Raw genomic sequence first — 23,723 nt, forward strand, 5'->3', positions numbered from 1 at the left:
GTTGAGGGGTGCGTGACGGAGTGAGGCGTTGGCATTCCCTGGAGCACCCTCATCCGACCTCGCTTCGCGAGGCCACCTTCTCCCGCAAGGGGAGAAGGGAGAGGCGCTAACCCTTGCCGCTCTCGGTAGCTTCGGCTAGGACACGCGCACTCGAAAATAAGTCATCCTTTACTTAGCAAAAAGACCCATCTCATGGCCGACAAATCGGAAAAGACGAAAGCGCGGCTGCCGCGCGGTTTTGCCGACCGCAGCGCTGAGGACATCCGCGTCGTCGAGAAGATGATGGCGACGATCCGCTCGGTCTATGAGCTCTATGGTTTCGAACCGGCCGACCAGCCGCTGATCGAATACACCGATGCGCTCGGAAAATTCCTGCCCGACCAGGACCGGCCGAACGAGGGCGTGTTCTCCTTCCAGGACGATGACGAGCAGTGGCTGTCGCTGCGCTACGATCTGACCGCGCCGACGGCGCGTTTCGTAGCCGAGAACTACGAGCGCCTGCCCAAGCCCTATCGCAGCTACCGCTCGGGCTGGGTGTTCCGCAACGAGAAGCCAGGCCCCGGCCGCTTCCGCCAGTTCATGCAATTCGACGCCGACACGATCGGCACGCCGGGCGTCGCCGCCGACGCCGAAATGGCGATGATGATGGCCGACGTCATGGAAGCGCTCGGCATCAAGCGTGGCGACTACGTCATCCGCGTCAACAACCGCAAGGTGCTTGACGGCGTGCTGGAGGCGATCGGCCTTGGCGGCGACGAGAATGCCGGACGCCGGCTGACCGTGCTGCGCGCCATCGACAAGCTGGACAAGCTCGGGCCGGAAGGCGTGAAGCTTCTGCTTGGCCCGGGGCGCTGGGATGGCGGCAAGGAAGGCGAAGGCGATTTCGCCAAGGGCGCGGGCTTGGACAACGGGCAAGCCGAGGCGGTTCTTCAAGCAACCGCGAGAAATGCGCAGGCCGGCCAGGATTCCGTGGTCAATTCCAACGCGACCTATCAGGAAGGCGTCGGCGAACTCGCGACGATCGAAGCCCTGGTCAGGGCGGCAGGATACGGCGAAGACCGCATCGCCATGGACCGCTCGGTGGTGCGCGGCTTGGAATATTACACCGGCCCGGTCTTCGAAGCCGAACTCCTGGCCGAAATCCCCAATGAGGACGGCCAGATCGTGCGCTTCGGCTCGGTCGGCGGCGGCGGGCGCTATGATGGCCTGGTCTCGCGCTTCCGCGGCGAGCCGGTGCCGGCGACCGGCTTTTCCATCGGCGTCTCCAGATTGATGACGGCGCTGAAGAACCTCGGCAAGCTCGACAGCGCCGATGTGATCGCGCCGGTCGTGGTCCTGGTCATGGACAAGGACACCGAAAGCCTCGGCCGCTACCAGAAGATGGTCAGCGAGTTGCGGGCCGCCGGCATTCGTTCCGAAATGTATCTCGGCGGCGCCGGCATGAAGGCGCAGCTGAAATATGCCGACAGGCGCGGTTGCCCGGTCGCTGTCATCCAGGGCGGCGACGAGCGCGCCAAGGGCGAACTGCAGATCAAGGACCTGATCGAAGGCGCGCGCATGTCCGCCGAAATCACCGACAACGCCGAATGGCGCGCCGCGCGCCCGGCGCAGGTGACGGTTGCGGAAAGTGAGTTGGTCGCAGAGGTGAAGAAGATCCTGGCGGCGCAGGCCGAGGAACGGGCGAAATGATGAGCGCCGCGCTGTTCTTCCCTTCCCCCCTTGTGGGAGAAGGTGGATCGGCGCGCAGCGCCGAGACGGTTGAGGGGTGCTCCAGGGAATGCCAGCGTCTCACTTCGCTGGAACACCCCTCATCCGTCGCCTTCGGCGACACCTTCTCCCACAAGGGGAGAAGGGAAGGGCGCGCCACATGACCTCCCGCTTCCCCGCCATCGCGGCCGACATCGTAAAACTCTTCGCTACGCGCAACACGCACGCGGTCGAGGTCGCCATCCTGCAGCCGGCGGACCCGTTCCTCGACATGGCCGGCGAGGATCTGCGCCGCCGCATCTTCCTCACCGAAAGCGAGACCGGGCAGACATTGTGCCTGCGGCCGGAATTCACCATTCCGGTCTGCCTCGACCATATAAGCTCGCAGGCCGGCACGCCGCGCCGCTATTCCTATCTCGGCGAAGTGTTTCGCCAGCGCCGCGAAGGCGGCAACGAGTTCTTCCAGGCCGGCATCGAGGACCTTGGCGACCGCGACACCGCTGAGGCCGACGCCCGCTCCGTGGCCGACGCGCATGCGCTGCTGTCGCTGGTGCTGCCCGGCCGGTCGCTGGCGGTCACGCTGGGCGACCAGGGCATCTTCGAAGCGGTGCTGGCCGCACTCGGCCTGCCGCGCGGCTGGCGCATGCGGCTGGCCCGTGCCTTCGGCTCGGCGCCGATGCTGCAGGCGGCACTCGCCGACCTCGCCAACCCGCCGCGCAACGGCCAGCTCTCCGGCGAGGTCGCCGCCCTTGTCCTCGACGGGGATCTCGAAAGTCTTTCCACGCACATTGCCGGCGGCATGGAGGAGGCAGGCCTGTCGGCATCGGCCGGACGCGCGCCCACAGACATTGCGCGGCGATTGATCGAGAAGGCCGAATTGCGCAGTGTGCGGCTGTCGAACGAAGCCTTCGCGGCATTGAAGAATTTTCTGGCGATCGACGTGCCGCTCGATGGCGCGGCTGAGGCGCTGGAAACCTTTGCTGCCGGTGCCGGGCTGTCGCTCGGTGCCGCGCTGGAGAAATTCGCTGCCCGTGCCAAGGCGATCGAGGCGCATGGCTTGCCGGCGGAAAAAATCCGCTACGATGCCGCCTTCGGCCGTCCGCTCGACTATTACACCGGTGTGGTCTTCGAAATCGCGGCGCAAGGCGGCGAGCGTCCCCTGGCCGGTGGCGGCCGCTACGATCGGCTGCTGACGCTGCTTGGCGCCAAGACGGCGATCCCCGGCGTCGGCTTTTCCGTCTGGGTCGACCGCATCGAGGCGTTGCGGGAGACAGCACCATGATCACGCTGGCGATCCCGTCGAAAGGCCGGCTCAAGGAGCAGGCGCTCGAGGTGCTGGCCAAGGCCGGCCTTGCCATCAGCCTGCCCGGCGACGAGCGCAAATATCATGCTCGGGTCGAGGGCATGGACAATGTCGAGGTCGCTTTCCTGTCGGCTTCCGAAATATCGGGCGAGATCGGCCAGGGCGCGGTCGACCTCGGCATCACGGGTGAGGATCTGGTGCGCGAAAACCTCGCCGACTGGGAAGCCCGCGCCGAGATCGTCGCCCGTCTCGGCTTCGGCCATGCCGATGTCGTGGTGGCGGTGCCCGAAATCTGGCTCGATGTCGACACCATGGCCGATCTCGACGACGTCGCCGCCGATTTTCGCCAGCGCCACGGCCGGCGGCTGCGCATCGCCACCAAATATTGGCGGCTGACGCAGCAGTTCTTTTCGCAGAAACACGGCATCCAGGTCTATCGCATCGTCGAGAGCCTGGGTGCCACCGAAGGCGCGCCGGCGGCTGGGTTGGCCGACGTCATCGTCGACATCACCACCACCGGCTCGACGCTGCGCGCCAACCATCTCAAGGTGCTGGGCGACGGCGTGGTCTTGAAGTCGCAGGCCTGTCTGGTGGCATCGCGCAGATCGCGTTCGGCGGCTGACGAAGCGGTCTTGCGCGACATCGCTGCGAAGATGGCGGTGGCGGTCGGATAGCCATCCCGTCCGTCCGAGGGACCAGAACTCCACGACCATCGACAGGATTTCCACTGCCACGCCGGGCTGATAGACTCGGCGCGGCCTGGGGAGGAAACAGCGATGCCGGTCAATCTCGACGAGCTGAAGAACGCCACCAATCTGCGCGGCCGCGCCGGGCGCGCCGGCAGCGTCTTTATCGCACCCATCGATGGCAGGGCGCATGTCTCGGGAGAGCGCAAGGTGCCGCTGCTCGACAAGACCATTCCGGCGCTTTTCTCCGACACCGCAAGCAAATACGCCACGCAAGATGCCGCCGTCTTCGTCGGCCAGGACAAGCGCTTCACCTGGAGCGAACTGTCCGACACGGTGGATGCGCTCGCCGCCGGCTTCCTGGCGCTGGGTCTCGAGAAAGGCGACCGCGTCGGCATCTGGTCGCCCAACCGCTGGGAATGGCTGGTGACGCAGTTCGCCACTGCCCGCATCGGCCTGATCCTGGTCAACATCAACCCGGCCTACCGGCTGACTGAGCTGGAATATGCGCTGAACAAGGTCGGCTGCAAGGCTTTGGTCACGGCCGCCAGTTTCAAGACCTCGGACTATCTCGGCATGATCGAGACGCTGGCGCCGGAGATCGCCAAGGCCACGCCAGGCAAGCTGAAGGCGCAAAAACTGCCGGCCCTGAAGATCGTCATCCGCATGGGCGAGGACAATTCGCCGGGCATGTTCAATTTTGCCGACGTGCTGGCCATGGCCGGCCGCGACGAGCATGACAGTCTTGACCGCATTTCCGAGGGGCTGAAGCCGAATGATGCCATCAACATCCAGTTCACCTCGGGCACGACGGGCGCGCCCAAGGGTGCGACGCTGACCCACCACAACATCGTCAACAACGGCAATTTCGTGACCTCGGCGATCAAGCTCACCGTCGACGACCGGCTCTGCATCCCGGTGCCGCTCTATCACTGCTTCGGCATGTCGATGGGCACGATGGGCTGCGTCACCAAGGGTGCGACCATGGTGTTTCCGGGTGAGGGTTTCGATCCGTGCGCCACACTGAAGGCCGTGGCGCAGGAGCGCTGCACCGGCCTCTATGGCGTGCCGACCATGTTCGTCGGCATGCTCGACCATGCGGATTTCGCGACCTTCGAGCTCTCCAGCCTGCGCACCGGCATCATGGCCGGCTCGCCATGCCCGATCGAGGTGATGAAGAAGGTGGTGTCGCTGATGCATATGTCCGAGGTGACCATCGCCTACGGCATGACCGAGACAAGCCCGGTCTCCTTCCAGAGCGGCGTCGACGACCCTCTGGAAAAGCGCGTCTCCACCGTCGGGCGCATCCACCCTCATGTCGAGGTCAAGGCCATCGACGCCGACGGCTCCACCGTCGCGGTCGGCGCGCCGGGCGAGCTCTGCACACGCGGCTATTCCGTGATGAAGGGCTATTGGGACGACGCCGAAAAGACCCGCGAGGCGATCGACGCCGATGGCTGGATGCACACCGGCGACCTCGCCACCATCGACGCCGAGGGCTATTGCAACATCGTCGGCCGGGTCAAGGACATGGTCATCCGCGGCGGCGAGAACGTCTATCCCAGAGAGGTCGAGGAATTCCTCTACCGCCATCCCAAGGTCAGGGAGGTGCAGGTGTTCGGTATTCCCGACCAGAAATATGGCGAGGAGCTGTGCGCCTGGATCGTGCTCAAGCCCGGCCAGATCGCCACCGAGCAGGAGATCAAGACCTTCTGTGCGGGCCAGATCGCACACTACAAGATCCCGCGCCACATCCGCTTCCGCACCGAATTGCCGATGACGGTGACCGGCAAGCCGCAGAAGTTCCTGATGCGTCAGGCGATGGTCGAGGAATTGGGGCTGGTGGCGCAGAAGACGGCGTGAACGGGTGAACGCTTCGATCTGTCGGTGCGCGAATGCAGCCAAGGTTCGCAGAAGCGCACAGGGGCTTGGATGAGCGGTTTCGGACGATCGGCGATTTCCTACGCGATGCCCCTCGCTGCGCTAGCGATGGCTGTCGCGGTCAGAGCCAGCGGGCTGTCCGTGGACGAGGGTTTGCTGAACGCCAGGATCCTTGTCGGTGCGCTGTCGAGTGCGATCATGTTCGTCACCATTTTCGTGGTGCTCGACCACGCCGAGGCGGTAGCTCGGCGGGTAGGGGAGCCGTACGGCACGCTGGTGCTGACGTTTGCCGTCACGGCAATTGAAGTGTCGATCATCGTTTCCATGATGCTGCATGGAGAGAACAACCCGACGCTGGCACGGGAGTCCGTCTTCTCGACGGTGATGATCGCATCCACCGGCGTCGTCGGCATGTGTCTCGCGTTTGGCGGCTGGCGTCATCGCAAGCAGGCCATCGTGCGGCAGGGGACCAGTGCCTATCTGGCGGTTCTGATCGCGCTGACCGTCATGACGCTTATTCTGCCGACCTACACCCAGACCACGGATCCCGGCACGTTTTCGGCAGCCCAACTTGGTTTCGTCAGCGTCCTTTCAGTGCTGCTCTATGCAAGCTTCGTGTTCGCGCAGACCGTCCGGCACCGGGAAGACTTTATCCAGGGACAACCACACGACGTTTCGGTGCGCGCTGCCCCTCACGAGAACATCTCTTCCAGCGCTCTGCTGCTGATGGCCGGGCTGATCGGAATTGTCATGCTCGCCGAGCAGGTCGCGGCAAGCATCGAAGATACGCTCGTTGCCTACCAGGTGACCCAGGCTGACAGCATTGTCGGGGCAATGATCGCGGGGCTGGTGTTGATGCCGGAGGCCATTTCGGCGGTGCGCGCTTCACTCAACAACGAGCTGCAGCGCGGCTTGAATGTCGCGATGGGCTCGGCTTGCGCCACGATCGGCCTGACCATACCGGCAGTCGCAGCCGCCAGCCTGCTGACGGGGAGAGGACTGACCCTGGGGCTGCCGCCTGCTGATGCGGTCCTTTTGGTCCTGGCACTTTTCATATGCAATGTAAGTTTCAGCACGGAAAGAACGACGTTCTTGACCGGAATGGTCCATCTTGTCGTATTTTTTACCTATATATTTCTGATATTTATACCATGAGAGCTTTGGTACAAGTGAGCGATCAGGCTCCGACATCCTCCGCTGCTCAGACCGAGGATTTGAGGTGATCGATGAAGGCGCGCAGCTTCGGCAGGATCTGGCGCTTGCCGGGATGATAGAGGAAGACGCCCGGCGTCGTCGCCGCGATGGCGTCCAGCACAGGCTCGAGTTTTCCCTGTTCTATCGGACCTTCGGCGACCGGTCGCGGGATCTGCGCCAGCCCAATCCCTCGCACCGCGGCGCCGAGCAATGTCGGATAGTCGTGGGCGATCAGCGGACCTGAGACCATCGCCTCGATCGCTTCGTTGCCGTCGACGAATGTCCACGGCGCGATGGCGCCGTTGGAACGGCGCAGGCGCAGGCAGGCATGCCGGCGCAAATCGTCGATACGCTCAGGGCGGCCCTGGCGATCGAGATAGTCGGGACTGCCAACGACCACGAACCGGAAGGACGGGGTCAGCCGCACCGCCACCATGTCGGTGGCAATGAACTGGCCGAGGCGGATGCCGGCATCGAACCCGCCTGTCGCCAGATCGACCATCTCGTCGCTCGCGGCGATCTCCAATTCGACTTCGGGATAGGCCTGGCAGAACGACGCGATCACCGGCTCAAGGATCAACGGCACGACGGCGCGCGGCACCGACAGGCGCAGCAGGCCGGTCGGTCGTTGGCCGACATCACGCGCGGCCTCGCCTGCGGCGACGATCTCCTCGAAGCCAGGGCCGGCACGGTCGAGGAAGCGCTGACCGGCCTCGGTCAGACCGACACTGCGCGTCGTGCGGACAAACAGCGCCGCACCAAGCCGCGCTTCCAGCACGCGCACCGCCTGGCTCACAGCCGATGGCGTCACCCCGAGATCGGCGGCGGCGCGGCGGAAGTTGCGGTGTCTGGCGACAGCCAGGAACACCTCGACGCCCTCCAGCGCCCCGTGCCGGATTGTGTAGTTCTGCTTCATGGGTTGTTGTAATTACAGCGGATAGTCGAACGATGGAAGCGGGTTTAGGTAAGAGCTTGAGACAGGAGCATCTTGCCATGACCGATGAACTTGATGGAGTGCGCGACCACTATCGCGCGACCGGCCTGACTGACCGGTTGAGGGCGGTATTGGCTGCTGTTGGCCCTGAGGATCAGCTTCTCACGCCGCAGCAACTGGGCACCCTCGACCAGTTTCACACCCGTGGGCTTGCCGCCACCGCCGAGCTTGCCCAATTGGCTGACATCATCGCTGGCATGTCGGTTCTGGACGTCGGCTCGGGCGTCGGCGGGCCGGCGCGCTTCCTGGCTGCGACTTATGACTGCCGGGTTACCGGCGTGGACCTCAGCGAGCCATTCGTGGATGCCGCGCGCTACCTGACCGAGCGCACGGGGCAGGACGAGCGGCTGTCTTTCCAGACCGCCAACGCCCTGGAGCTTCCGTCCGATGACGGCTGTTTCGACATCGTGCTGCTGCAGCATGTAGCAATGAACATCTTCGACCGGGGGCGGCTCTATCGTGAGATTCGGCGCGTGCTGAAATCAGGCGGCAGGTTTGCCACCTTCGATGTCGTGTTAGGCGGCGGGCAGCCGGACTATCCGCTTCCCTGGGCGCGAACACCGGCGACGAGCTTCCTCATGACAATCGATGCGACGCGTGAGGCGATCGAGCCGGCCGGCTTCCGTATGCTGGCATGGCAAGACGACACCGAGACCGCCAAGGCCTGGTTCGCGCAACTACGGGCGTCGGGTCCGCCGCCTTCGCCAAATCTCGGCGTGGTGATGGGGCCGGACTTCGCCGAGCTTGCAGCCAATCTGGGACGAAACCTCATGGAAGGCCGGCTCGGCATCCTGACCGCGGTGTTCGAGGCCGCGTCGACCAACAGCTGACGGGAGACCACAATGTCGACGGAAGTCCTTTTTCAGATCCAGCTCGTTCTCGGCTATGTTGTATGGCTGCTGTGCTTCGGTGTGTACATCTGCCCCCGGCTGAGCTCGATGGACGGGGTCGCAGCGCAACGCGCCATTGCCACCCTGCACAGTTTCCGTTTCTTCGGGCTCGTCTTCATCCTTCCGGGCGTCGTCAGCCCCGACCTGCCCGCAAGCTTCGCTACCTTCGCCGCCTACGGCGACTTCGCAACCGGGGTGCTGGCCATGCTGGCACTGTCTGCCGTGAGGGTACGCCCGCTTTTCTGGTTATTCGTCGTTGCCTTCAATGTCGTCGGGACCATCGACCTCATCGTCGATTATTACCAAGCGATCCAGGCCGGTCTTCCCGCCCATGCGGGATTGTTGGGTGCGACCTATGCGATCCCGGTCATCTACGTGCCGCTGCTGATGATCACGCACGTCGCCGCGTTCTATTTTCTGCTACGTCCCCAGCAGAACGCGACTCGCGCCATGGCAGGTGATGCGGCTGCTTCCTAGATGATTGGCAGGTCGCTGGACGCACCGCAGCCCGCTATCGCTGGCACGCCCTTTAACGCCGTCCGCTCTGAATCTCCGACGGCCGTGGCGCCGAGCCCGGTTCCTGCACGAGCGGTCCAAGCAGCACCTCTCCGAACAGCGGCTGGTAGCTCCTGCGCACCGCCGGATCCTCCTTGAAGGACAGCGCATACTGGCCGATCTGGTGGAAATAGGTGATGCGCGCCCGGACCAGGCTTTCGTCCTCCGGATAGCCCATGGCGCGGAAGGAGCGGATCAACAACGCGATGCGCAGATCGTCCATGTCCTTGACCTCCTGCGCCAGCTTCTTCGACGTTCGCGACCAGTCGCGCACGGCCAGATCAAGCAGCGGGCTGAAAGGCGCCTCATCGACCCAGACATGCACGATGTCGGTGAAGAATTGCAGGCCGTCTATGTCGTGCACGTCGCGCATGGCCCAGAACGGCGCGCAATTGGTGTTTCGCCATTCCTGCAGCAGGCCGTCGCGAAGGTCGGCCAGGCTGGCGAAGTGGAAGTAGAAACTGCCGCGTGTCACCTTGAACTGGTGCGCCAGGCGGTCGATCTTGACCTCACCGATGCCGCGCTTCTCCAGCACCTTGCGCGCAGCCGTGATCCAGGCCTCGCGGCTGAGCGTCTGCCGCGCCGGCTTCGCAGGCGGGGCGGCCTTCGGTCTTTTGGCCCGGGCCGGGGCAGGGTCCGCTTTCATCTGATCAAGACCTTCATCGCCATATGCGACGCCTGCAACCCGTTCGCCGGCTTCGATGCGCTTCGCGACTCATCAAGTGTCCATCTATCGCGGAAGGCGCAGCTCAGGGCAATGCGCTGATCCGCTCCAGCATGAGTTCGAAGAATGGCGCCGGATCGATGCGCCGCAGGACGTTGCAGTTCTTCCGCCGGCCGGTCACATGCCACCAGTCGACCACGGTCATGCCGATCGTCTCCGGCGAGACGATGTCGACCGTCACCGCGCATTGGCGCTGCTCATAGATTTGCGGCGCCAGCAGATAGCCGGTGACGCAGGCATCATGGATGGGGCGCGCCGGCGTTTCGAATTTGTGCGTGCCGTATTGGCGGTAGAAGTCGGCCAGATTGGCGGCCTCGATCGCCGCCCGGCTGCCGGTTGCCCGCAGTCGGTCGAGCCATTCCGGCGTCATCAGCGCGGTGTAGGTGCAGTCTATGCCTGCCATGGTCACAGGCACGCCGCTGTCGAATACCTTATGCGCGGCATGCGGATCGACGAAGATGTTGAATTCCGCCGCAGGCGTGGCGTTGCCGCCCTGGAAGAAGCCGCCGCCCATCAGCACGACTTCGCGCAGCCGGGGCACGATCCTCGGCTCCATGGTCATGGCCATTGCGAGATTGGTCATCGGCCCGAGCGTGCAGACGGTCAACTCGCCCTCCGGCGCGTCCATGATGGTGCGCACGAGATAATTAACCGCGTGTTCGCTCTGCAGTGGCGTCACCGGTTCGGGAAGATCGGCGCCGTCGAGGCCGGTTTCGCCGTGAACATATTCGGCGGTGATCAGCTTGCGCACCATCGGCGCCGGGCATCCGGCATGCACCGGCACATCAGGCCGCCCGGCAAGCTCCACCACCTTCAGTGCGTTCTTCGACGTCAGGGCAAGCGGCACGTTGCCGCCGACCGTGGTGATGCCGACCACGTCGAGCTCGGCCGGCGACCCCAGCGCGAAGAGGATGGCGAAGGCGTCGTCCTGGCCCGGATCGGTGTCGATGATGATCTTGCGTGGTGCCATGTTTCAGCGCTCTTCCTTTCGCGATCGAAAGCCTATTGATGAGGCCGTTCGGATGTGTAGAAATACAGTACTGTATCTTATGTTCAAGACAGGGTGTTCGAAAATGGATGCACAAGAGCGCGGCGATTTTTCCGAAATTCCGATCCTCGACGTTTCGGCGCTCTATGGCGACGATGAGGGCGCCATCCGGGCAACGGCGGCGACGCTGCGCCGCTATCTCGAGACGATCGGCTTCCTCTATGTCACCGGGCACCCCATTCCGCGCGCCGATGTCGAAGCCGTGCGCGAAGCCAGCAAGCGCTTCTTTGCCTTGCCCGAGGAGGAAAAGGCGAAGCTGAAGATCGATAGGAATTTCCGCGGCTATCTGCCCTTTGCCGGTTCGACCATCGTCACCTCGTCGGTGGCAACCGTCAGCAAGCCCAACCAGAGCGAATCGATCTTCTTCATGCACGAGGTCGGCGCCGACGATCCAAGGGCCCTGGCCGAAAAGCCGCTGCAGGGCCCCAACCAATGGCCCGACGAAACAGCGCTTGCCGGTTTCAGGGAGACGATAGAGCGCTATGTCGAGGAGATGGGAACGCTCGCGCGCAAGATGGTTCGCGCCATCGCGCTCTCGCTCGGACTGCCCTCCGACAGTCTCGACCGCCATTTCGAGCAGCCGACCACCTTCCTGCGGCTGCTGCACTATCCGACCCAGCCCCAGGAAGAAGGCCTCTTCGGCTCGGCGCCGCACACCGACTATGGCTTCATCACCTTGCTGGCGCAGGACAATGTCGGCGGCCTCGAGGTGAAGAACAAGGCCGGCGACTGGGTTCCGGCACCTCCCGTCCCGGATTCCTTCGTGATGAATGTCGGCGACATACTGGCGCGCTGGTCGAACGACCAGTTCGTCTCGACGCCGCACCGGGTCATCAACCGGTCGGGACGCGAGCGCTATTCGCAGCCCTTCTTCTTCGATCCGTCCATGGACGAGACGATCGAGGCGCTGTCGGTCTGCGTGCCGGCCGGCACGCAGCCGAAATACGGGCCGGTGCTCTACGGCGACTATCTGATGGAGCGCATCGACAAGAACTACCACTATCGCAAGAAGAAGGCGGCGGAAGCCGCCGGCGCATAACGGCAAACAAGCAAGAGAAAGGGGAACAGCAATGAATGCATATCTGCGAATGACCGGCCTTGCGCTGGCGATATCCACCGTGGCCTGGGGCGGGGTTTCCCGGGCCGCCGAGGTTGCGAAATCCACCGAGGTCAAGCAGAGCGGAACGCTCGCCGTCGCCAACACGCTGGACTATGCTCCGTTCGAATATCTCGATGCTGACGGCAAGCAGACCGGCATCATCATCGAGCTGGCCGGCGAGGTGGCCAAGCTCGTCGACGCCAAGCTCGACGTGCAGCGCACGCCCTTTCCCTCGATGATCCCAGGCCTTGCGGCCGGCCGTTTCAAGATCGCCTGGGAGACGTTCTCGGCGACGCCGGAGCGGCTGAAGCAGGTCGATTTCGTCATGTTCCTCAAGGCCGGCCTCGCCGTCTCGACATCGCCCGACAAGAAGGCGAGCTTCAGCGGCGACACCCCGCTTTGCGGCAAGCGCATCGGCGTTTCGGCCGGCAGCGCCTCGGACTTCCTGGTCGACAAGCTGAGCAAGGAATGCACGGACAAGGGCCAGGCGGCCATCGAGAAGTCGGTCTTCAACTCCTCGACCGATATCGTCCAGGCCGTGCTGTCGGATCGCGTCGACGCTCGCATGGACGATGCGACCGCTTCGAGCTATTTCGAGGTGACGAGCAAGGGCCAGCTGGTGGTGCTGCCGACGCTTTACGACGTCGCGCCGCTCGGCATGGCGATTGCCAAGGACGACAAGGAGACCGCCGACATGATGGTGGCAGCACTAGCCGAACTGTTCAAGAACGGCACCTACAAGGCTATCCTCGACAGATACGGCATGGGCGCCTACGCGATCAAGGAACCCTATTTCGTCGGCACCATGGACGCGCTTCGCGCCGAATAGGAATTACCCGGCGCCTGATCCTGGTCAGGCGCCGGCCAGCAACCAGGAGACCATTGATGGGCGTGGCCCACCCGACCGAGATCGGCGTCGAGCCCGGCGTTGCCGCCGCCGTGTCACGACTGACCGTGGTGCCGCAGCGCCGCTATGGCATCTGGGTCGGCACGGCGTTCGCCTTGCTGCTGGCCTTCCTGATCATCCGCGCTTTCGCCAGCAACCCGGCCTTCGCCTGGGGCACGGCCGCCGGCTACCTGTTCCATCCCTCGATCATGCGCGGCCTTGGCAACACGCTGGTGCTCACCGTCATCATCATGGCGCTGGCGATCGTGGTCGGCACCGTCATCGCCATCATGCGGGTGTCGCCAAGTCCGGTGCTGCGCGCCTTCGCGGGCGTCTATGTCTGGTTCTTCCGGGGTGTCCCGGCGCTAATCCAGCTGATCTTCTGGTTCAACCTGTCGCTGCTGGTGCGAGAAATCTCGCTCACTCTGCCTTTCCTGGGCACGCTGTTTTCCGTGCGCACCAATGATTTCATGACCCCGTTCTTCTCCGCCGTCGTGGCGCTTTCGCTGTGCGAGGCCGGCTATATGGCCGAGATCATCCGCGCCGGCATCAAGTCGGTGCCGACGGGCCAGGCGGAAGCCGCGAGCGCGCTCGGCATGCCCTACAGGATGATCCTGAAGCGCATCACCCTGCCGCAAGCCATGCGCTTCGTGCTGCCGCCGACCGGCAACGAGGCGATCAATCTCCTGAAGATGACCTCGCTGGTGACCTTCATTGCGGTCGACGATCTGTTCTACACTGCGCAAAGCATCTATGCCCGCACCTTCGAGACGATCCCGCTCTTGATCGTGGTCGCCTTCTGGTACCTCGCCGTGGTCAGCATCCTGTCGGTGGGGCAGCATTTCCTGGAGCGTCATTTCGGCCGCAGCGACACGCGCCGTGAACCTCTGACGATGCGCGCCTTGCGCAATCTGGTCAGCCTGCTCGGCATTGCCCGATGAGCGATGTGAAGTCCGATAATCGCGCTCGCTTCGGCGTGCCGGCCGATTCCATGGTGTTCGCGCGCGGCGTGCGCAAAACCTATGGCTCGCTCGAGGTCCTCAAGGGTGTCGACTTCGACGTGCCCGAGGGCTCGGTGGCCTGCATCATCGGCCCGTCGGGATCTGGCAAGAGCACGTTCCTGCGCTGCATCAACCATCTGGAAAAACTCAGCGGCGGCATCCTGTTGGTGGACAGCCAGTTCGTCGGCTACGACCTCCAGGGCGACAGGCTCTACGAGGTCAAGGACGATCTCCTGTGCCAGCGCCGGGCCGAGATCGGCATGCTGTTCCAGTCGTTCAATCTGTTCTCGCATATGACGGTGATGGAGAACCTGATCGAGGCGCCGACGCAGGTGCGGCGCATCCCGGTCGACCAGGCCAAGGCCGAGGCGGAAGTCCTGCTAAGGCGCGTCGGCCTTGCCGACAAGGTCGACCGCTATCCGCGCGAACTGTCCGGCGGCCAGCAGCAGCGTGTGGCGATTGCGCGCGCCATGGCGATGAAGCCGAAGGTGCTGCTGTTCGACGAGCCGACATCGGCACTCGACCCGGAACTGGTCGGCGAGGTGCTGCAGGTGATGCGCGATCTGGCCGAGAGCGGCATGACGATGGTCGTCGTCACCCACGAGATCGGCTTTGCCCGCGAGATCGGCGATCAGCTCGTCTTCATGGATGGTGGTGTGATCGTCGAACGTGGCGCGCCGCGCGAGATGATCGCCAACCCGAAATCGCCGCGCACCCGCGAGTTTCTGTCCCGCGTTCTGTGACGTCCGGTTGATCATTTCTCACGCGGCCAACACCGCCGCGCCGAGGCTGCGGATGATCTTGGCGAGTTCGACGCATTCGCCATGTCTTGCATTGTTGCGCCGCCAGGCGAGGCAGATCATGCGCTGCGGCATCGGTTCCTGGAACGGCACGATCTTGAGGTCGGGGATGGTGCCGGCGGGGCCGGTCGCCATTTCCGGGATCAGCGTGACACCGAGCCCGTGCGCCACCATTTGCAACAGCGTGGTCAGGCTGGTGGCGCCGTAGCTGGCCATCGCCACCGGCCGCACATTGCCGCAGACCGCGAGCGCCTGTTCGCGCAGGCAATGGCCCTCTTCCAGCAGCATGAGCCTTTCCAGCGCCGGGCTTTCGGGCGGAACCGGCGGCGAGGCGAATGCCGGGTCGCCAGCCGGGACGGCAAGGAAGAACCGGTCCGAAAACAGCGCCTCGGTGATCAGGCCCGGATGATCGAGTGGAAGCGCTGCGATAAAGGCGTCGAGCTTGCGCGATGCGATGTCATCGACCAGCGTGGCGGTGACCGCCTCGCGCAATTCGAGCAGCAGGGCCGGAAAATGCTTTTTCAGTTCGGGCAAAGCGCGCGGCAGGAGATAGGGCGCGACCGTCGGGATGATGCCCAGCCGGAAGCGTCCCTCCATGGCGGTGCGGCCGCGTCTTGCCGTCGTTTCGACATCGCGTATGTCGGCCAGGATGCGTTCGATGCGCGGCAAAAGCGCGATCGCTTCGTCGGTCATGCGCACCGACTTGCCGCCGCGTTCGAACAGCCGGCAGTTCAGCCTCTGCTCCATCTCCGCGATCTGCGAGGACAGCGCCGGCTGGCTGACACCGGCGAGTTTTGCCGCGCGTCCGAAATGCAGCGTCTGCGCCAGCGCGTCGAAATAATGCATCTGGCGAACTGTCAATCCGATCATAAGAAAATCCTATCGAAATGAACAGGAAAGGCAATTTGTTTTTATCGCCAATGCGGCCTAGTCTGGAATCATTCCAAGATGGTGCGGCCGACCAGCCCGCACCCAAAATCCTGGCAAAGATCAAAACTCGGCAAAAATCGGAGACTGAAGATGGACGCGAACACCGATGACAAAAGCGCGGGCAAATGCCCGGTTGCGCACGGAGCCGTTGGCAGGACCAACCGCGACTGGTGGCCGAACCAGCTGAACGTCCAGATCCTGCATCAGCAGTCATCCCTGTCTGATCCGATGGGCGAGGCGTTCGATTATGCCGAGGAATTCAAAAGCCTCGACCTTGATGCTGTCATCAAGGACCTGCATGCGCTGATGACGGATTCGCAGGAATGGTGGCCGGCCGACTTTGGCCATTACGGCCCGCTGTTCATCCGCATGGCCTGGCACAGCGCAGGCACCTACCGCATCGCCGACGGTCGCGGCGGCGCCGGGGCTGGCCAGCAGCGTTTCGCGCCGCTCAACAGCTGGCCCGACAACGTCAACCTCGACAAGGCCCGCCGGCTCTTGTGGCCGATCAAGCAGAAATATGGCCGCAAGATCTCCTGGGCCGACCTTCTGATCCTCACCGGCAACGTCGCGCTGGAATCGATGGGCTTCAAGACCTTTGGCTTTGCCGGCGGCCGCGCCGACGTCTGGGAGCCCGAGCAGGACGTTTACTGGGGTCCCGAAGGCAAATGGCTGGCCGACGAGCGCTACAGCGGCGACCGTGACCTGCAGAACCCGCTCGGCGCCGTGCAGATGGGGCTGATCTACGTCAACCCGGAAGGGCCGAACGGCAATCCGGATCCGCTGGCCGCGGCGCGCGATATCAGGGATACATTCGCGCGCATGGCGATGAACGACGAGGAAACCGTAGCCCTCATCGCCGGTGGCCATACGTTCGGCAAGACCCATGGTGCGGGCGATGCGAGCCTGGTGGGTGTCGAGCCGGAAGGCGCCGATATCGAGCAGCAAGGCCTTGGCTGGGCGAGCAAATTCGGCACCGGCAAGGGCGGTGACGCCATCGGCAGCGGTCTGGAAGTCATCTGGACGACGACGCCGACCAAATGGAGCAACAACTTCTTCGACAATCTGTTCGGCTTCGACTGGGAGCTGACCAAAAGCCCGGCGGGCGCGCATCAGTGGACGCCGAAGGGCGGTGCCGGCGCCGGCACGGTGCCGGACGCACACAATTCGGCCAAGCGCCACGCACCCTCCATGCTGACCACCGACCTCGCGCTGCGTTTCGATCCCTCCTACGCAACGATCTCGAAGCGCTTCCACGAGAATCCGGATCAGTTCGCCGACGCCTTCGCCCGTGCCTGGTACAAGCTGACCCACCGCGACATGGGCCCGGTCGCCCGTTATCTCGGCCCGTTGGTTCCGAAGGAAGAGCTGCCCTGGCAGGACGTCATCCCGGTGGTCGATCATGTGCTGATCGACGAGCAGGATGCCGAAGCGCTCAAGGCCAAGATACTGGCTTCGGGCCTGTCGGTGTCGCAGCTGGTCTCGACGGCGTGGGCGTCGGCCTCGACCTTCCGTGGTTCGGACAAGCGCGGCGGCGCCAATGGCGCGCGCATCCGCCTCAGCCCGCAGAAGGACTGGGCCGTCAACCAGCCGGCCGAGCTCGCCAAGGTGCTCGACAAGCTCCAGACGATCGCCAAGGACTTCAACGCCGCACAGACCGGCAGCAAGAAAGTCTCGCTTGCCGACCTGATCGTTCTCGGCGGCAACGCCGCGATCGAGAAGGCCGCGAAGGCCGCCGGCCACAGCGTCGACGTTCCCTTCTGGCCGGGCCGCATGGACGCCTCGCAGGAGCAGACCGACATCCACTCCTTCGCGCCGCTGGAGCCGACTGTTGACGGCTTCCGCAACTATGTCAGCGGCAAGCAGCGGCTCACCGTCGAGGAAGCGCTGGTCGACCGGGCGCAGCTGCTGACGCTGACGGCTCCGGAAATGACGGTCCTCGTCGGCGGCCTGCGTGTTCTCGGCGCCAATGCCGGGCAGTCGAAGCATGGCGCGTTCACCAAACAGCCGGAAACGCTGAGCAACGACTTCTTCGTCAACCTGCTCGACATGGGCACCGAGTGGAAGGCGACATCGGACGCCAAGGACGTGTTCGAAGGCCGCGACCGCAAGACCGGTGAAGTCAAGTGGACCGGCACCCGTGCCGACCTGATCTTCGGTTCGCACTCGCAACTGCGCGCGCTGGCCGAAGTCTATGCGACGGCGGACGCCAAGGCGAAGTTCGCGAAGGACTTCGTCGTGGCCTGGACCAAGGTGATGAACGCCGACCGTTTCGACATCGCCGGCTGATCCAGACAAGGCTCTATCCAACAAAAAAGGCGCGGGCCGTGGCCCGCGCCTTTTGCATTCAGGCTCTCGAGATCAATCCTTCTCGAAGATGCGTGCCTTGGCGACGACACCAGCGATGGCGCCGCCGATCAGCGGGGCGACGATGAACAGCCAGAGCTGGCTGAGCGCTGCACCGCCGGTGAACAGCGCCGGGCCGATGGAGCGGGCCGGATTGACCGAGGTGCCGGTGACCGGGATCATGGCGAAGTGAATGCCCGCCAGCGTCAGGCCGATGACCAGACCGGCAAATGCCGTCGAGTGCTTTTCAGCGGTAACGCCGAGGATCACCGTGACGAAGGTGAAGGTGCCGATCAGCTCCCACAGGAACGCCGAGCTCATGCCCCATTTGGCCACATCCCAGCCATTGGCGCCAAAGTTGGTGATGGGTTCGCTGGCCTTGCCCGAGACGATGATCCACAGTGCCAGCGAAGCCAGGATGGCGCCGATGATCTGCGCGATCCAGTAGGGGATGACGTCCTTGGCCGGCAGCCGGCCGGCGAGGAAGACGCCGAGCGTCACAGCCGGATTGAGATGCGCGCCCGAAATCGGGCCGATCGCATAGGCCGCGGCGATGAGGCCGATGCCGAATGCCAGACCGATGCCTTCCTGACCGAGCGGCAGCGCGCCGCCGAAGCCGCCCGTCACCACCGACGCCGTGCCGATGAACACCAACAGAAATGTGCCTAGAACTTCCGCCAGATAAGTTTTCATTGCCCTCTCCTCGTAGCGATCCGCCGGTTCGCGTTTTCCGCGCCGCGAATCATAGCGTGAATAGTATTCCCAACGGAAAAACTTGGAAAGCAGAGCGGTTGCGCCACAGGCCGTGCTTGCAGTCGCCAGTTGCGAACATTAGAGACCTTGCATTTATTGGTCGATCTGCTGTTGCCGGCCCGCGATATTTATCGATCGGAAGATTTCAGGCGACCTCTTCGTCGCGTGACGCAGCGGGGTTCAATCCGGACGCGAAAGGCTCTAAGAGCAGGCGATAAATCTTGATTTGATGGAATGATCAATGCGACTGGGCGGACGGCTGGCTGCGGCCATCGAAGTGCTGGAGGACATCGGCCGGCGGCACCGGCCGGTGGCCGATGCGCTGAAGGATTGGGGCCTGTCACACCGCTTCGCCGGTGGCGGTGATCGCGCGGCGATCGGCAACATCGTCTACGACGCGCTGCGCCACAAACGTTCCGCCGGCTGGCTGCTCGGCGAGGACACGCCGCGCGCCGTCGGCTTCGGCGCATTGCTGCTCGAATGGGGCCAGACAGCGCAGTCGCTCAACGACGCACTCGATGGCGACAAGTTCGCGCCGCCGCTGCTCAGCGCGACCGAGCTGCAGACGATTGCCGGTCGCCGGCTTGCCGACGCGCCGCCCGCGGTGCGTGCCGACATACCAGATTGGTGTGAACCGCTTTTCGAACGGGCTTTTGGCGAGGCATGGGTCGGGGAGGGCGCGGCGCTGGCGACCCGCCCGCCGCTCGACATAAGGGTCAACACGTTGCAGGCCGATCGCGCCAGGGTGCTCAAGGAACTGGCCGATACAGGGGCGCAGGCCACGCGGATCGCGCCGCTCGGCATCCGCATTCCGCCCATCGACGGCGACGGCAGGCACCCGAACGTGCAGGTCGAGCCCGCCTTCCAGAAAGGCTGGTTCGAGGTCCAGGACGAGGGCTCGCAAATAGCGGCAACACTTGCCGGCGCCGAGGCCGGCATGCAGGTGCTCGACTTCTGTGCCGGCGCCGGCGGCAAGACATTGGCGCTGTCGGCTGCGATGGACAATCGCGGCCAGATCTTTGCCCATGATGCCGAAAAGGCGCGCCTTGCGCCAATCTTCGATCGCATCCGCCGCTCAGAAAACCGCAACGTGCAGGTCGTCACCAAGCCGGTCGAACTCGCTCCGCTCTCCAATCACATGGACATCGTGCTGGTCGACGCGCCTTGCACCGGCAGCGGCACCTGGCGGCGCCGTCCCGATGCCAAATGGCGGCTGACGCAAAGGCAGCTCGATGCCCGCAAGGGCGAGCAGTCGGCGATCCTCGATGCCGCACGAGCCTATGTCAAACCCGGCGGCCTGCTGGTCTACATCACCTGCTCGGTATTCTCCGAGGAGAATGACGAGCAGATCGCCGCGTTCCGCGAGCGCAACAGCCGTTTTGTTCCGGTGGACCACCGCGCGTTGTGGGATCGCTATTTTCCGGGCCACGAGGCCGCAACGCGGATCGGCGCTGGCGGGGATATATCGCTGTCCCCGGCGCTGAGCGGCACGGACGGGTTTTACTTCTGCGCCATGCGCAACGTGAGTTGAACGCTGCCGTTGACAGGTAGCGATCGTGCCCCAGTTGCAGTTGCGCGGCGCCGTGCCGCCACTGGGGTGGGATTCTTGAAGAAATATCTGTCGCTGCTGCTTTTCCTTGTCATGGTGCTCGGTGGAGGCCTGCTGATCGGCTATGCCACATTGCCGGGCGCCTGGTATGCATCGCTGGTCAAACCGCCCTTCAATCCGCCCAACTGGGTATTTGGGCCCGCTTGGACACTGCTCTATGTGCTGATCGCGATAGCCGGCTGGCGGACATGGAGACGAGAGCCGACGGGAGCGGCAATGAAGGTCTGGGGCGTCCAGCTCATCTTGAATTTCGCATGGTCGCCAACCTTCTTCGGCGCAAAAATGATGGGACCTGCCTTGGTCGTCATCGTCTGTCTCCTCGCCAGCATCGTCTTGTTCATCGCCAGCGTCTGGAACCGTGACAGGCTTTCCGGCTGGTTGTTCGCGCCTTACGCGGCATGGGTGGCCTTCGCCACCGTGCTCAATGCTTCGCTTCTGGGGTTGAACTAGCTGCTTCAGATCGTTTTGTTGCAGTGCAGCAAAAGCATTTGCCTGCCGCGCGTGCCTCTGCGATAAGCTTTCCCGGCAAAACTGAAGGCAATTGCGATGGCAGCAAAGATCGTACCGGCCCCGGACTATGAGGATCGCGTCAGGGCGTCCTTCGCGCGCCAGCAGGCAATGGCGACGATCGGCGCCGAACTGACACTGGTGACGCCCGGCATCATCGAGATCGAGATGCCCTATTCGGCGGCACTGACCCAGCAGCACGGCTTCCTCCATGCCGGCGTCATCTCGACGGCGCTGGACTCGGCCTGCGGTTACGCGGCTTTTTCGCTGATGCCTGAGAATTCCGGCGTGCTGACCATCGAATTCAAGGTCAACCTACTGGCGCCGGGCAGGGGCGAACGTTTCCTGTTCCGCGGCTCGGTGACCAAGCCCGGCCGCACCATCATCGTCGCCGACGGCCAGGCCTACGCCTTCGCCGCCGATGGCGAGGCCAAGCTCATCGCCACCATGACCGGAACGATGATGACGGTGGTTGGGCGTGACGGGATTGCTGGGTGATGGCCAACGTTACGCGAATTGGCGGCAAGGACGTCCTCTTCGTCATGGCGGCGCAGGCCGAATATGGTTCGCATCTGCAAAAACTGTTCACACCGCTGATGACGGGCGTCGGTCCGGTCGAGGCAGCCGTCCGGCTAGGTGCGGAACTGTCCTGGCTGAAGTCGCAGAAGGCGTTGCCCGACCTTGTCGTCTCGCTCGGCTCAGCCGGCAGCCGGACGCTGGAACAGACGGAAATCTATCAGGCCGTCTCGGTCAGCTATCGCGACATCGATGCCTCGGCTTTGGGTTTCGAGAAAGGTGCGACGCCGTTCCTCGATCTGCCGGTCACCGTGCCGCTGCCGTTTCGTATTCCTGAAATCAGACAAGCCACACTGTCGACCGGCGGCGCCATCATCACCGGCGCTGCCTATGACGCAATCGCGGCCGACATGGTCGACATGGAGACCTTCGCCTGCCTGCGCGCCTGCCAGCTGTTCGATGTGCCCCTGATCGGGCTGCGCGGTATTTCTGACGGCGCTGCCGATCTCAGGCATGTCGGCGACTGGACCGAATATCTTCATGTCATCGACGAAAGGCTGGCCGACGCCGTCATGCGCCTCGAACAGGCGATCGGCTCGGGTCTGCTGCGGACGGCTCCGTCCAACGACCAGGCCAGACCAGTCTGAAAGTCAGGCTACGCAACCCATTGCGTCGACTCATTTCTTTCTCTAAACGCTCGCCATGAAAACAGCCAATCATCCCGACACCGTCCTGATTGTCGATTTCGGCAGCCAGTTTACGCAGCTCATCGCCCGCCGCATCCGTGAGGCCGGCGTGTTTTCCGAGATCGTGCCGTTCCAATCGGCCGAAGCCGCGTTCAAGCGCATCAATCCCAAAGCCGTCATCCTGTCGGGCGGCCCGGCTTCGACATCGGATATCGGCAGCCCGCGCGCGCCGCAGATCGTCTTCGATGCCGGCGTGCCGGTGCTTGGCATCTGCTACGGCCAGATGGCCATGTGCGTGCAGATGGGCGGTGTCGCCGAAAGCTCCAACCATCGCGAGTTCGGACGCGCTTTCGTTGAGATCGAGAAGGACAGCCCACTGTTCGAGGGGCTGTGGGCGACCGGCCAGCGCCACCAGGTGTGGATGAGCCATGGCGATCGCGTCATTGCCTTGCCGCCGGGTTTTCAGGTTTTCGGCAAGTCGGAAAGCTCGCCTTTCGCCATTTTTGGCAATGTCGAGCGCAAGATGTACGGCATCATGTTCCACCCCGAGGTGGTGCACACGCCCGACGGCGCCAGGCTGCTCCGGAACTTCGTCCACAACATCGCCGGCATCGAGGGCGACTGGACGATGCGCGCCTATCGCGAACACGCGGTCGAGGCGATCCGCAAGCAGGTCGGCAAGGGCAAGGTCATCTGCGCGCTGTCGGGCGGTGTGGATTCCTCGGTCGCCGCGCTGCTGATCCACGAGGCGGTCGGCGACCAGCTCACCTGCATCCTCGTCGACCATGGCCTGATGCGCAAGGATGAGGCGGCGGGCGTGGTGGCGATGTTCCGTCAGCATTACAATTTGCCGCTGATCCTGGTCGATGCCTCGGAAAAATTCATCTCGGCGCTGGAAGGCGAGGTTGACCCCGAGAAGAAGCGCAAGACCATCGGCCGGCTGTTCATCGAAGTGTTCGAGGAAGAGGCCAAAAAGCTCGGCGGCGCCGACTTCCTGGCACAGGGCACACTCTATCCCGACGTCATCGAGAGCGTCTCCTTCACCGGCGGCCCGTCCGTGACCATCAAGTCGCACCACAATGTCGGCGGCCTGCCTGAGCGTATGAACATGCAACTGGTCGAGCCGCTGCGCGAACTGTTCAAGGACGAGGTGCGGGCGCTGGGCAAGGAGCTCGGCCTGCCCGAAAGCTTCATCGGCCGCCATCCGTTCCCAGGTCCTGGCCTTGCCATACGCTGCCCGGGCGGCATCACCTGCGAGAAGCTGGAGATCCTGCGCGAGGCCGACGCCATCTATCTCGACGAGATCCGCAAGGCCGGGCTCTACGACGCCATCTGGCAGGCCTTCGCCGTGCTCTTGCCGGTGCAGACCGTCGGTGTGATGGGCGATGGCCGCACCTACGAATTCGTCTGCGCGCTGCGCGCCGTCACCTCGGTCGACGGCATGACGGCGGACTTCTACCACTACGACATGGCCTTCCTGGGCGCCGCCGCCACCCGCATCATCAACGAGGTCCGCGGCATCAACCGCGTCGTCTACGACGTGACGTCGAAGCCGCCTGGTACGATCGAGTGGGAATGATTCAGACCCACTCAAACGCCGCCGAAAAT

The 23,723-nt window shown here is 63.9% G+C and carries 22 protein-coding genes; 17 read left to right on the forward strand and 5 right to left on the reverse strand.

Going from position 1 to position 23,723, the window contains the following annotated elements:
• Window positions 1-192 precede the first annotated feature (192 nt).
• From hisS to ACLGL5_RS15295, 5 genes are all read left to right on the forward strand, one after another.
• On the forward strand, window positions 193-1,689 hold the full coding sequence (gene hisS, locus ACLGL5_RS15275) for a histidine--tRNA ligase (RefSeq protein WP_069091430.1): 1,497 nt from the start codon (window positions 193-195) through the stop codon (window positions 1,687-1,689).
• Window positions 1,690-1,867: 178 nt separating this feature from the next.
• Window positions 1,868-2,989, forward strand: a complete 1,122-nt coding sequence (locus ACLGL5_RS15280) for an ATP phosphoribosyltransferase regulatory subunit (RefSeq protein WP_069091431.1) — start codon at window positions 1,868-1,870, stop codon at window positions 2,987-2,989.
• Window positions 2,986-3,684, forward strand: a complete 699-nt coding sequence (gene hisG, locus ACLGL5_RS15285; protein ID WP_069091432.1) for an ATP phosphoribosyltransferase — start codon at window positions 2,986-2,988, stop codon at window positions 3,682-3,684. The genes ACLGL5_RS15280 and hisG overlap by 4 nt, the downstream gene beginning before the upstream one ends.
• Window positions 3,685-3,786: 102 nt before the next feature.
• On the forward strand, window positions 3,787-5,559 hold the full coding sequence (locus ACLGL5_RS15290; protein ID WP_069091433.1) for an AMP-binding protein: 1,773 nt from the start codon (window positions 3,787-3,789) through the stop codon (window positions 5,557-5,559).
• Window positions 5,560-5,628: 69 nt separating this feature from the next.
• Complete coding sequence (locus tag ACLGL5_RS15295; protein WP_069091434.1) at window positions 5,629-6,732, forward strand: calcium:cation antiporter; 1,104 nt, start codon at window positions 5,629-5,631, stop codon at window positions 6,730-6,732.
• A gap of 46 nt (window positions 6,733-6,778) precedes the next feature.
• Here ACLGL5_RS15295 and ACLGL5_RS15300 read toward each other — a convergent pair whose 3' ends face one another.
• Window positions 6,779-7,687 carry a LysR family transcriptional regulator gene (locus tag ACLGL5_RS15300; RefSeq protein WP_069091435.1) on the reverse strand — a complete coding sequence of 303 codons (909 nt, stop codon included), beginning with the start codon at window positions 7,685-7,687 and terminating at the stop codon, window positions 6,779-6,781.
• A 77-nt stretch (window positions 7,688-7,764) separates the two neighbouring features.
• Here ACLGL5_RS15300 and ACLGL5_RS15305 point away from each other — a divergent pair, with 77 nt between their 5' ends.
• Window positions 7,765-8,595, forward strand: coding sequence for a class I SAM-dependent methyltransferase (locus ACLGL5_RS15305; protein ID WP_069091436.1), 831 nt, complete (start codon window positions 7,765-7,767; stop codon window positions 8,593-8,595).
• A gap of 12 nt (window positions 8,596-8,607) precedes the next feature.
• Window positions 8,608-9,132, forward strand: coding sequence for a DUF8737 domain-containing protein (locus ACLGL5_RS15310; protein WP_069091437.1), 525 nt, complete (start codon window positions 8,608-8,610; stop codon window positions 9,130-9,132).
• Between the two features lie 52 nt (window positions 9,133-9,184).
• On the opposite strand, the gene ACLGL5_RS15315 is transcribed toward ACLGL5_RS15310, so the two are convergent.
• Both ACLGL5_RS15315 and ACLGL5_RS15320 read right to left on the reverse strand, forming a co-directional pair.
• The gene (locus ACLGL5_RS15315) at window positions 9,185-9,856 is read right to left on the reverse strand and encodes a TetR/AcrR family transcriptional regulator (RefSeq protein ID WP_019860008.1); all 672 of its coding nucleotides are present in this window, start codon (window positions 9,854-9,856) and stop codon (window positions 9,185-9,187) included.
• A gap of 103 nt (window positions 9,857-9,959) precedes the next feature.
• Window positions 9,960-10,904, reverse strand: coding sequence for a nucleoside hydrolase (locus ACLGL5_RS15320; RefSeq protein ID WP_038644923.1), 945 nt, complete (start codon window positions 10,902-10,904; stop codon window positions 9,960-9,962).
• A 103-nt stretch (window positions 10,905-11,007) separates the two neighbouring features.
• On the opposite strand from ACLGL5_RS15320, the gene ACLGL5_RS15325 reads away from it, so the two are divergent.
• From ACLGL5_RS15325 to ACLGL5_RS15340, 4 genes are read left to right on the forward strand one after another with little or no spacing between them, the layout of a single operon-like run.
• On the forward strand, window positions 11,008-12,021 hold the full coding sequence (locus tag ACLGL5_RS15325; protein WP_064986464.1) for an isopenicillin N synthase family dioxygenase: 1,014 nt from the start codon (window positions 11,008-11,010) through the stop codon (window positions 12,019-12,021).
• 31 nt (window positions 12,022-12,052) lie between these two features.
• Window positions 12,053-12,910, forward strand: coding sequence for an ABC transporter substrate-binding protein (locus ACLGL5_RS15330; RefSeq protein ID WP_038644927.1), 858 nt, complete (start codon window positions 12,053-12,055; stop codon window positions 12,908-12,910).
• Between the two features lie 56 nt (window positions 12,911-12,966).
• Complete coding sequence (locus tag ACLGL5_RS15335) at window positions 12,967-13,908, forward strand: amino acid ABC transporter permease (RefSeq protein ID WP_069091438.1); 942 nt, start codon at window positions 12,967-12,969, stop codon at window positions 13,906-13,908.
• Complete coding sequence (locus ACLGL5_RS15340) at window positions 13,905-14,711, forward strand: amino acid ABC transporter ATP-binding protein (protein WP_019860003.1); 807 nt, start codon at window positions 13,905-13,907, stop codon at window positions 14,709-14,711. Before ACLGL5_RS15335 ends, ACLGL5_RS15340 begins: the two co-directional genes overlap by 4 nt.
• A gap of 18 nt (window positions 14,712-14,729) precedes the next feature.
• Here ACLGL5_RS15340 and ACLGL5_RS15345 read toward each other — a convergent pair whose 3' ends face one another.
• The gene (locus ACLGL5_RS15345) at window positions 14,730-15,638 is read right to left on the reverse strand and encodes a hydrogen peroxide-inducible genes activator (protein ID WP_019860002.1); all 909 of its coding nucleotides are present in this window, start codon (window positions 15,636-15,638) and stop codon (window positions 14,730-14,732) included.
• Between the two features lie 150 nt (window positions 15,639-15,788).
• On the opposite strand from ACLGL5_RS15345, the gene katG reads away from it, so the two are divergent.
• Entirely contained in the window at window positions 15,789-17,987 is a 2,199-nt protein-coding gene (gene katG / locus ACLGL5_RS15350; protein WP_064986469.1) for a catalase/peroxidase HPI, read from the forward strand.
• A 72-nt stretch (window positions 17,988-18,059) separates the two neighbouring features.
• On the opposite strand, the gene ACLGL5_RS15355 is transcribed toward katG, so the two are convergent.
• The gene (locus tag ACLGL5_RS15355) at window positions 18,060-18,737 is read right to left on the reverse strand and encodes an MIP family channel protein (RefSeq protein ID WP_019860000.1); all 678 of its coding nucleotides are present in this window, start codon (window positions 18,735-18,737) and stop codon (window positions 18,060-18,062) included.
• Window positions 18,738-19,038: 301 nt separating this feature from the next.
• On the opposite strand from ACLGL5_RS15355, the gene ACLGL5_RS15360 reads away from it, so the two are divergent.
• The 5 genes from ACLGL5_RS15360 (at window position 19,039) to guaA (ending at window position 23,694) form a co-directional block, all read left to right on the forward strand.
• Window positions 19,039-20,328: an RsmB/NOP family class I SAM-dependent RNA methyltransferase gene (locus ACLGL5_RS15360; protein ID WP_069091439.1), complete on the forward strand. Its 1,290-nt coding sequence runs from the start codon at window positions 19,039-19,041 to the stop codon at window positions 20,326-20,328.
• 75 nt (window positions 20,329-20,403) lie between these two features.
• The gene (locus ACLGL5_RS15365) at window positions 20,404-20,856 is read left to right on the forward strand and encodes a TspO/MBR family protein (RefSeq protein ID WP_064986472.1); all 453 of its coding nucleotides are present in this window, start codon (window positions 20,404-20,406) and stop codon (window positions 20,854-20,856) included.
• Between the two features lie 96 nt (window positions 20,857-20,952).
• A complete protein-coding gene (locus ACLGL5_RS15370) occupies window positions 20,953-21,411 on the forward strand; it encodes a PaaI family thioesterase (RefSeq protein ID WP_023686843.1) in 459 nt (152 codons plus the stop codon).
• Window positions 21,411-22,076 (forward strand): 5'-methylthioadenosine/S-adenosylhomocysteine nucleosidase, encoded by a 666-nt coding sequence (locus tag ACLGL5_RS15375; protein ID WP_038644938.1) that lies wholly within the window; start codon window positions 21,411-21,413, stop codon window positions 22,074-22,076. Before ACLGL5_RS15370 ends, ACLGL5_RS15375 begins: the two co-directional genes overlap by 1 nt.
• A 55-nt stretch (window positions 22,077-22,131) precedes the next feature.
• Window positions 22,132-23,694, forward strand: a complete 1,563-nt coding sequence (gene guaA / locus ACLGL5_RS15380) for a glutamine-hydrolyzing GMP synthase (protein WP_069091440.1) — start codon at window positions 22,132-22,134, stop codon at window positions 23,692-23,694.
• Window positions 23,695-23,723 lie beyond the last annotated feature (29 nt).

Source organism: Mesorhizobium sp. U510, assembly GCF_059180695.1.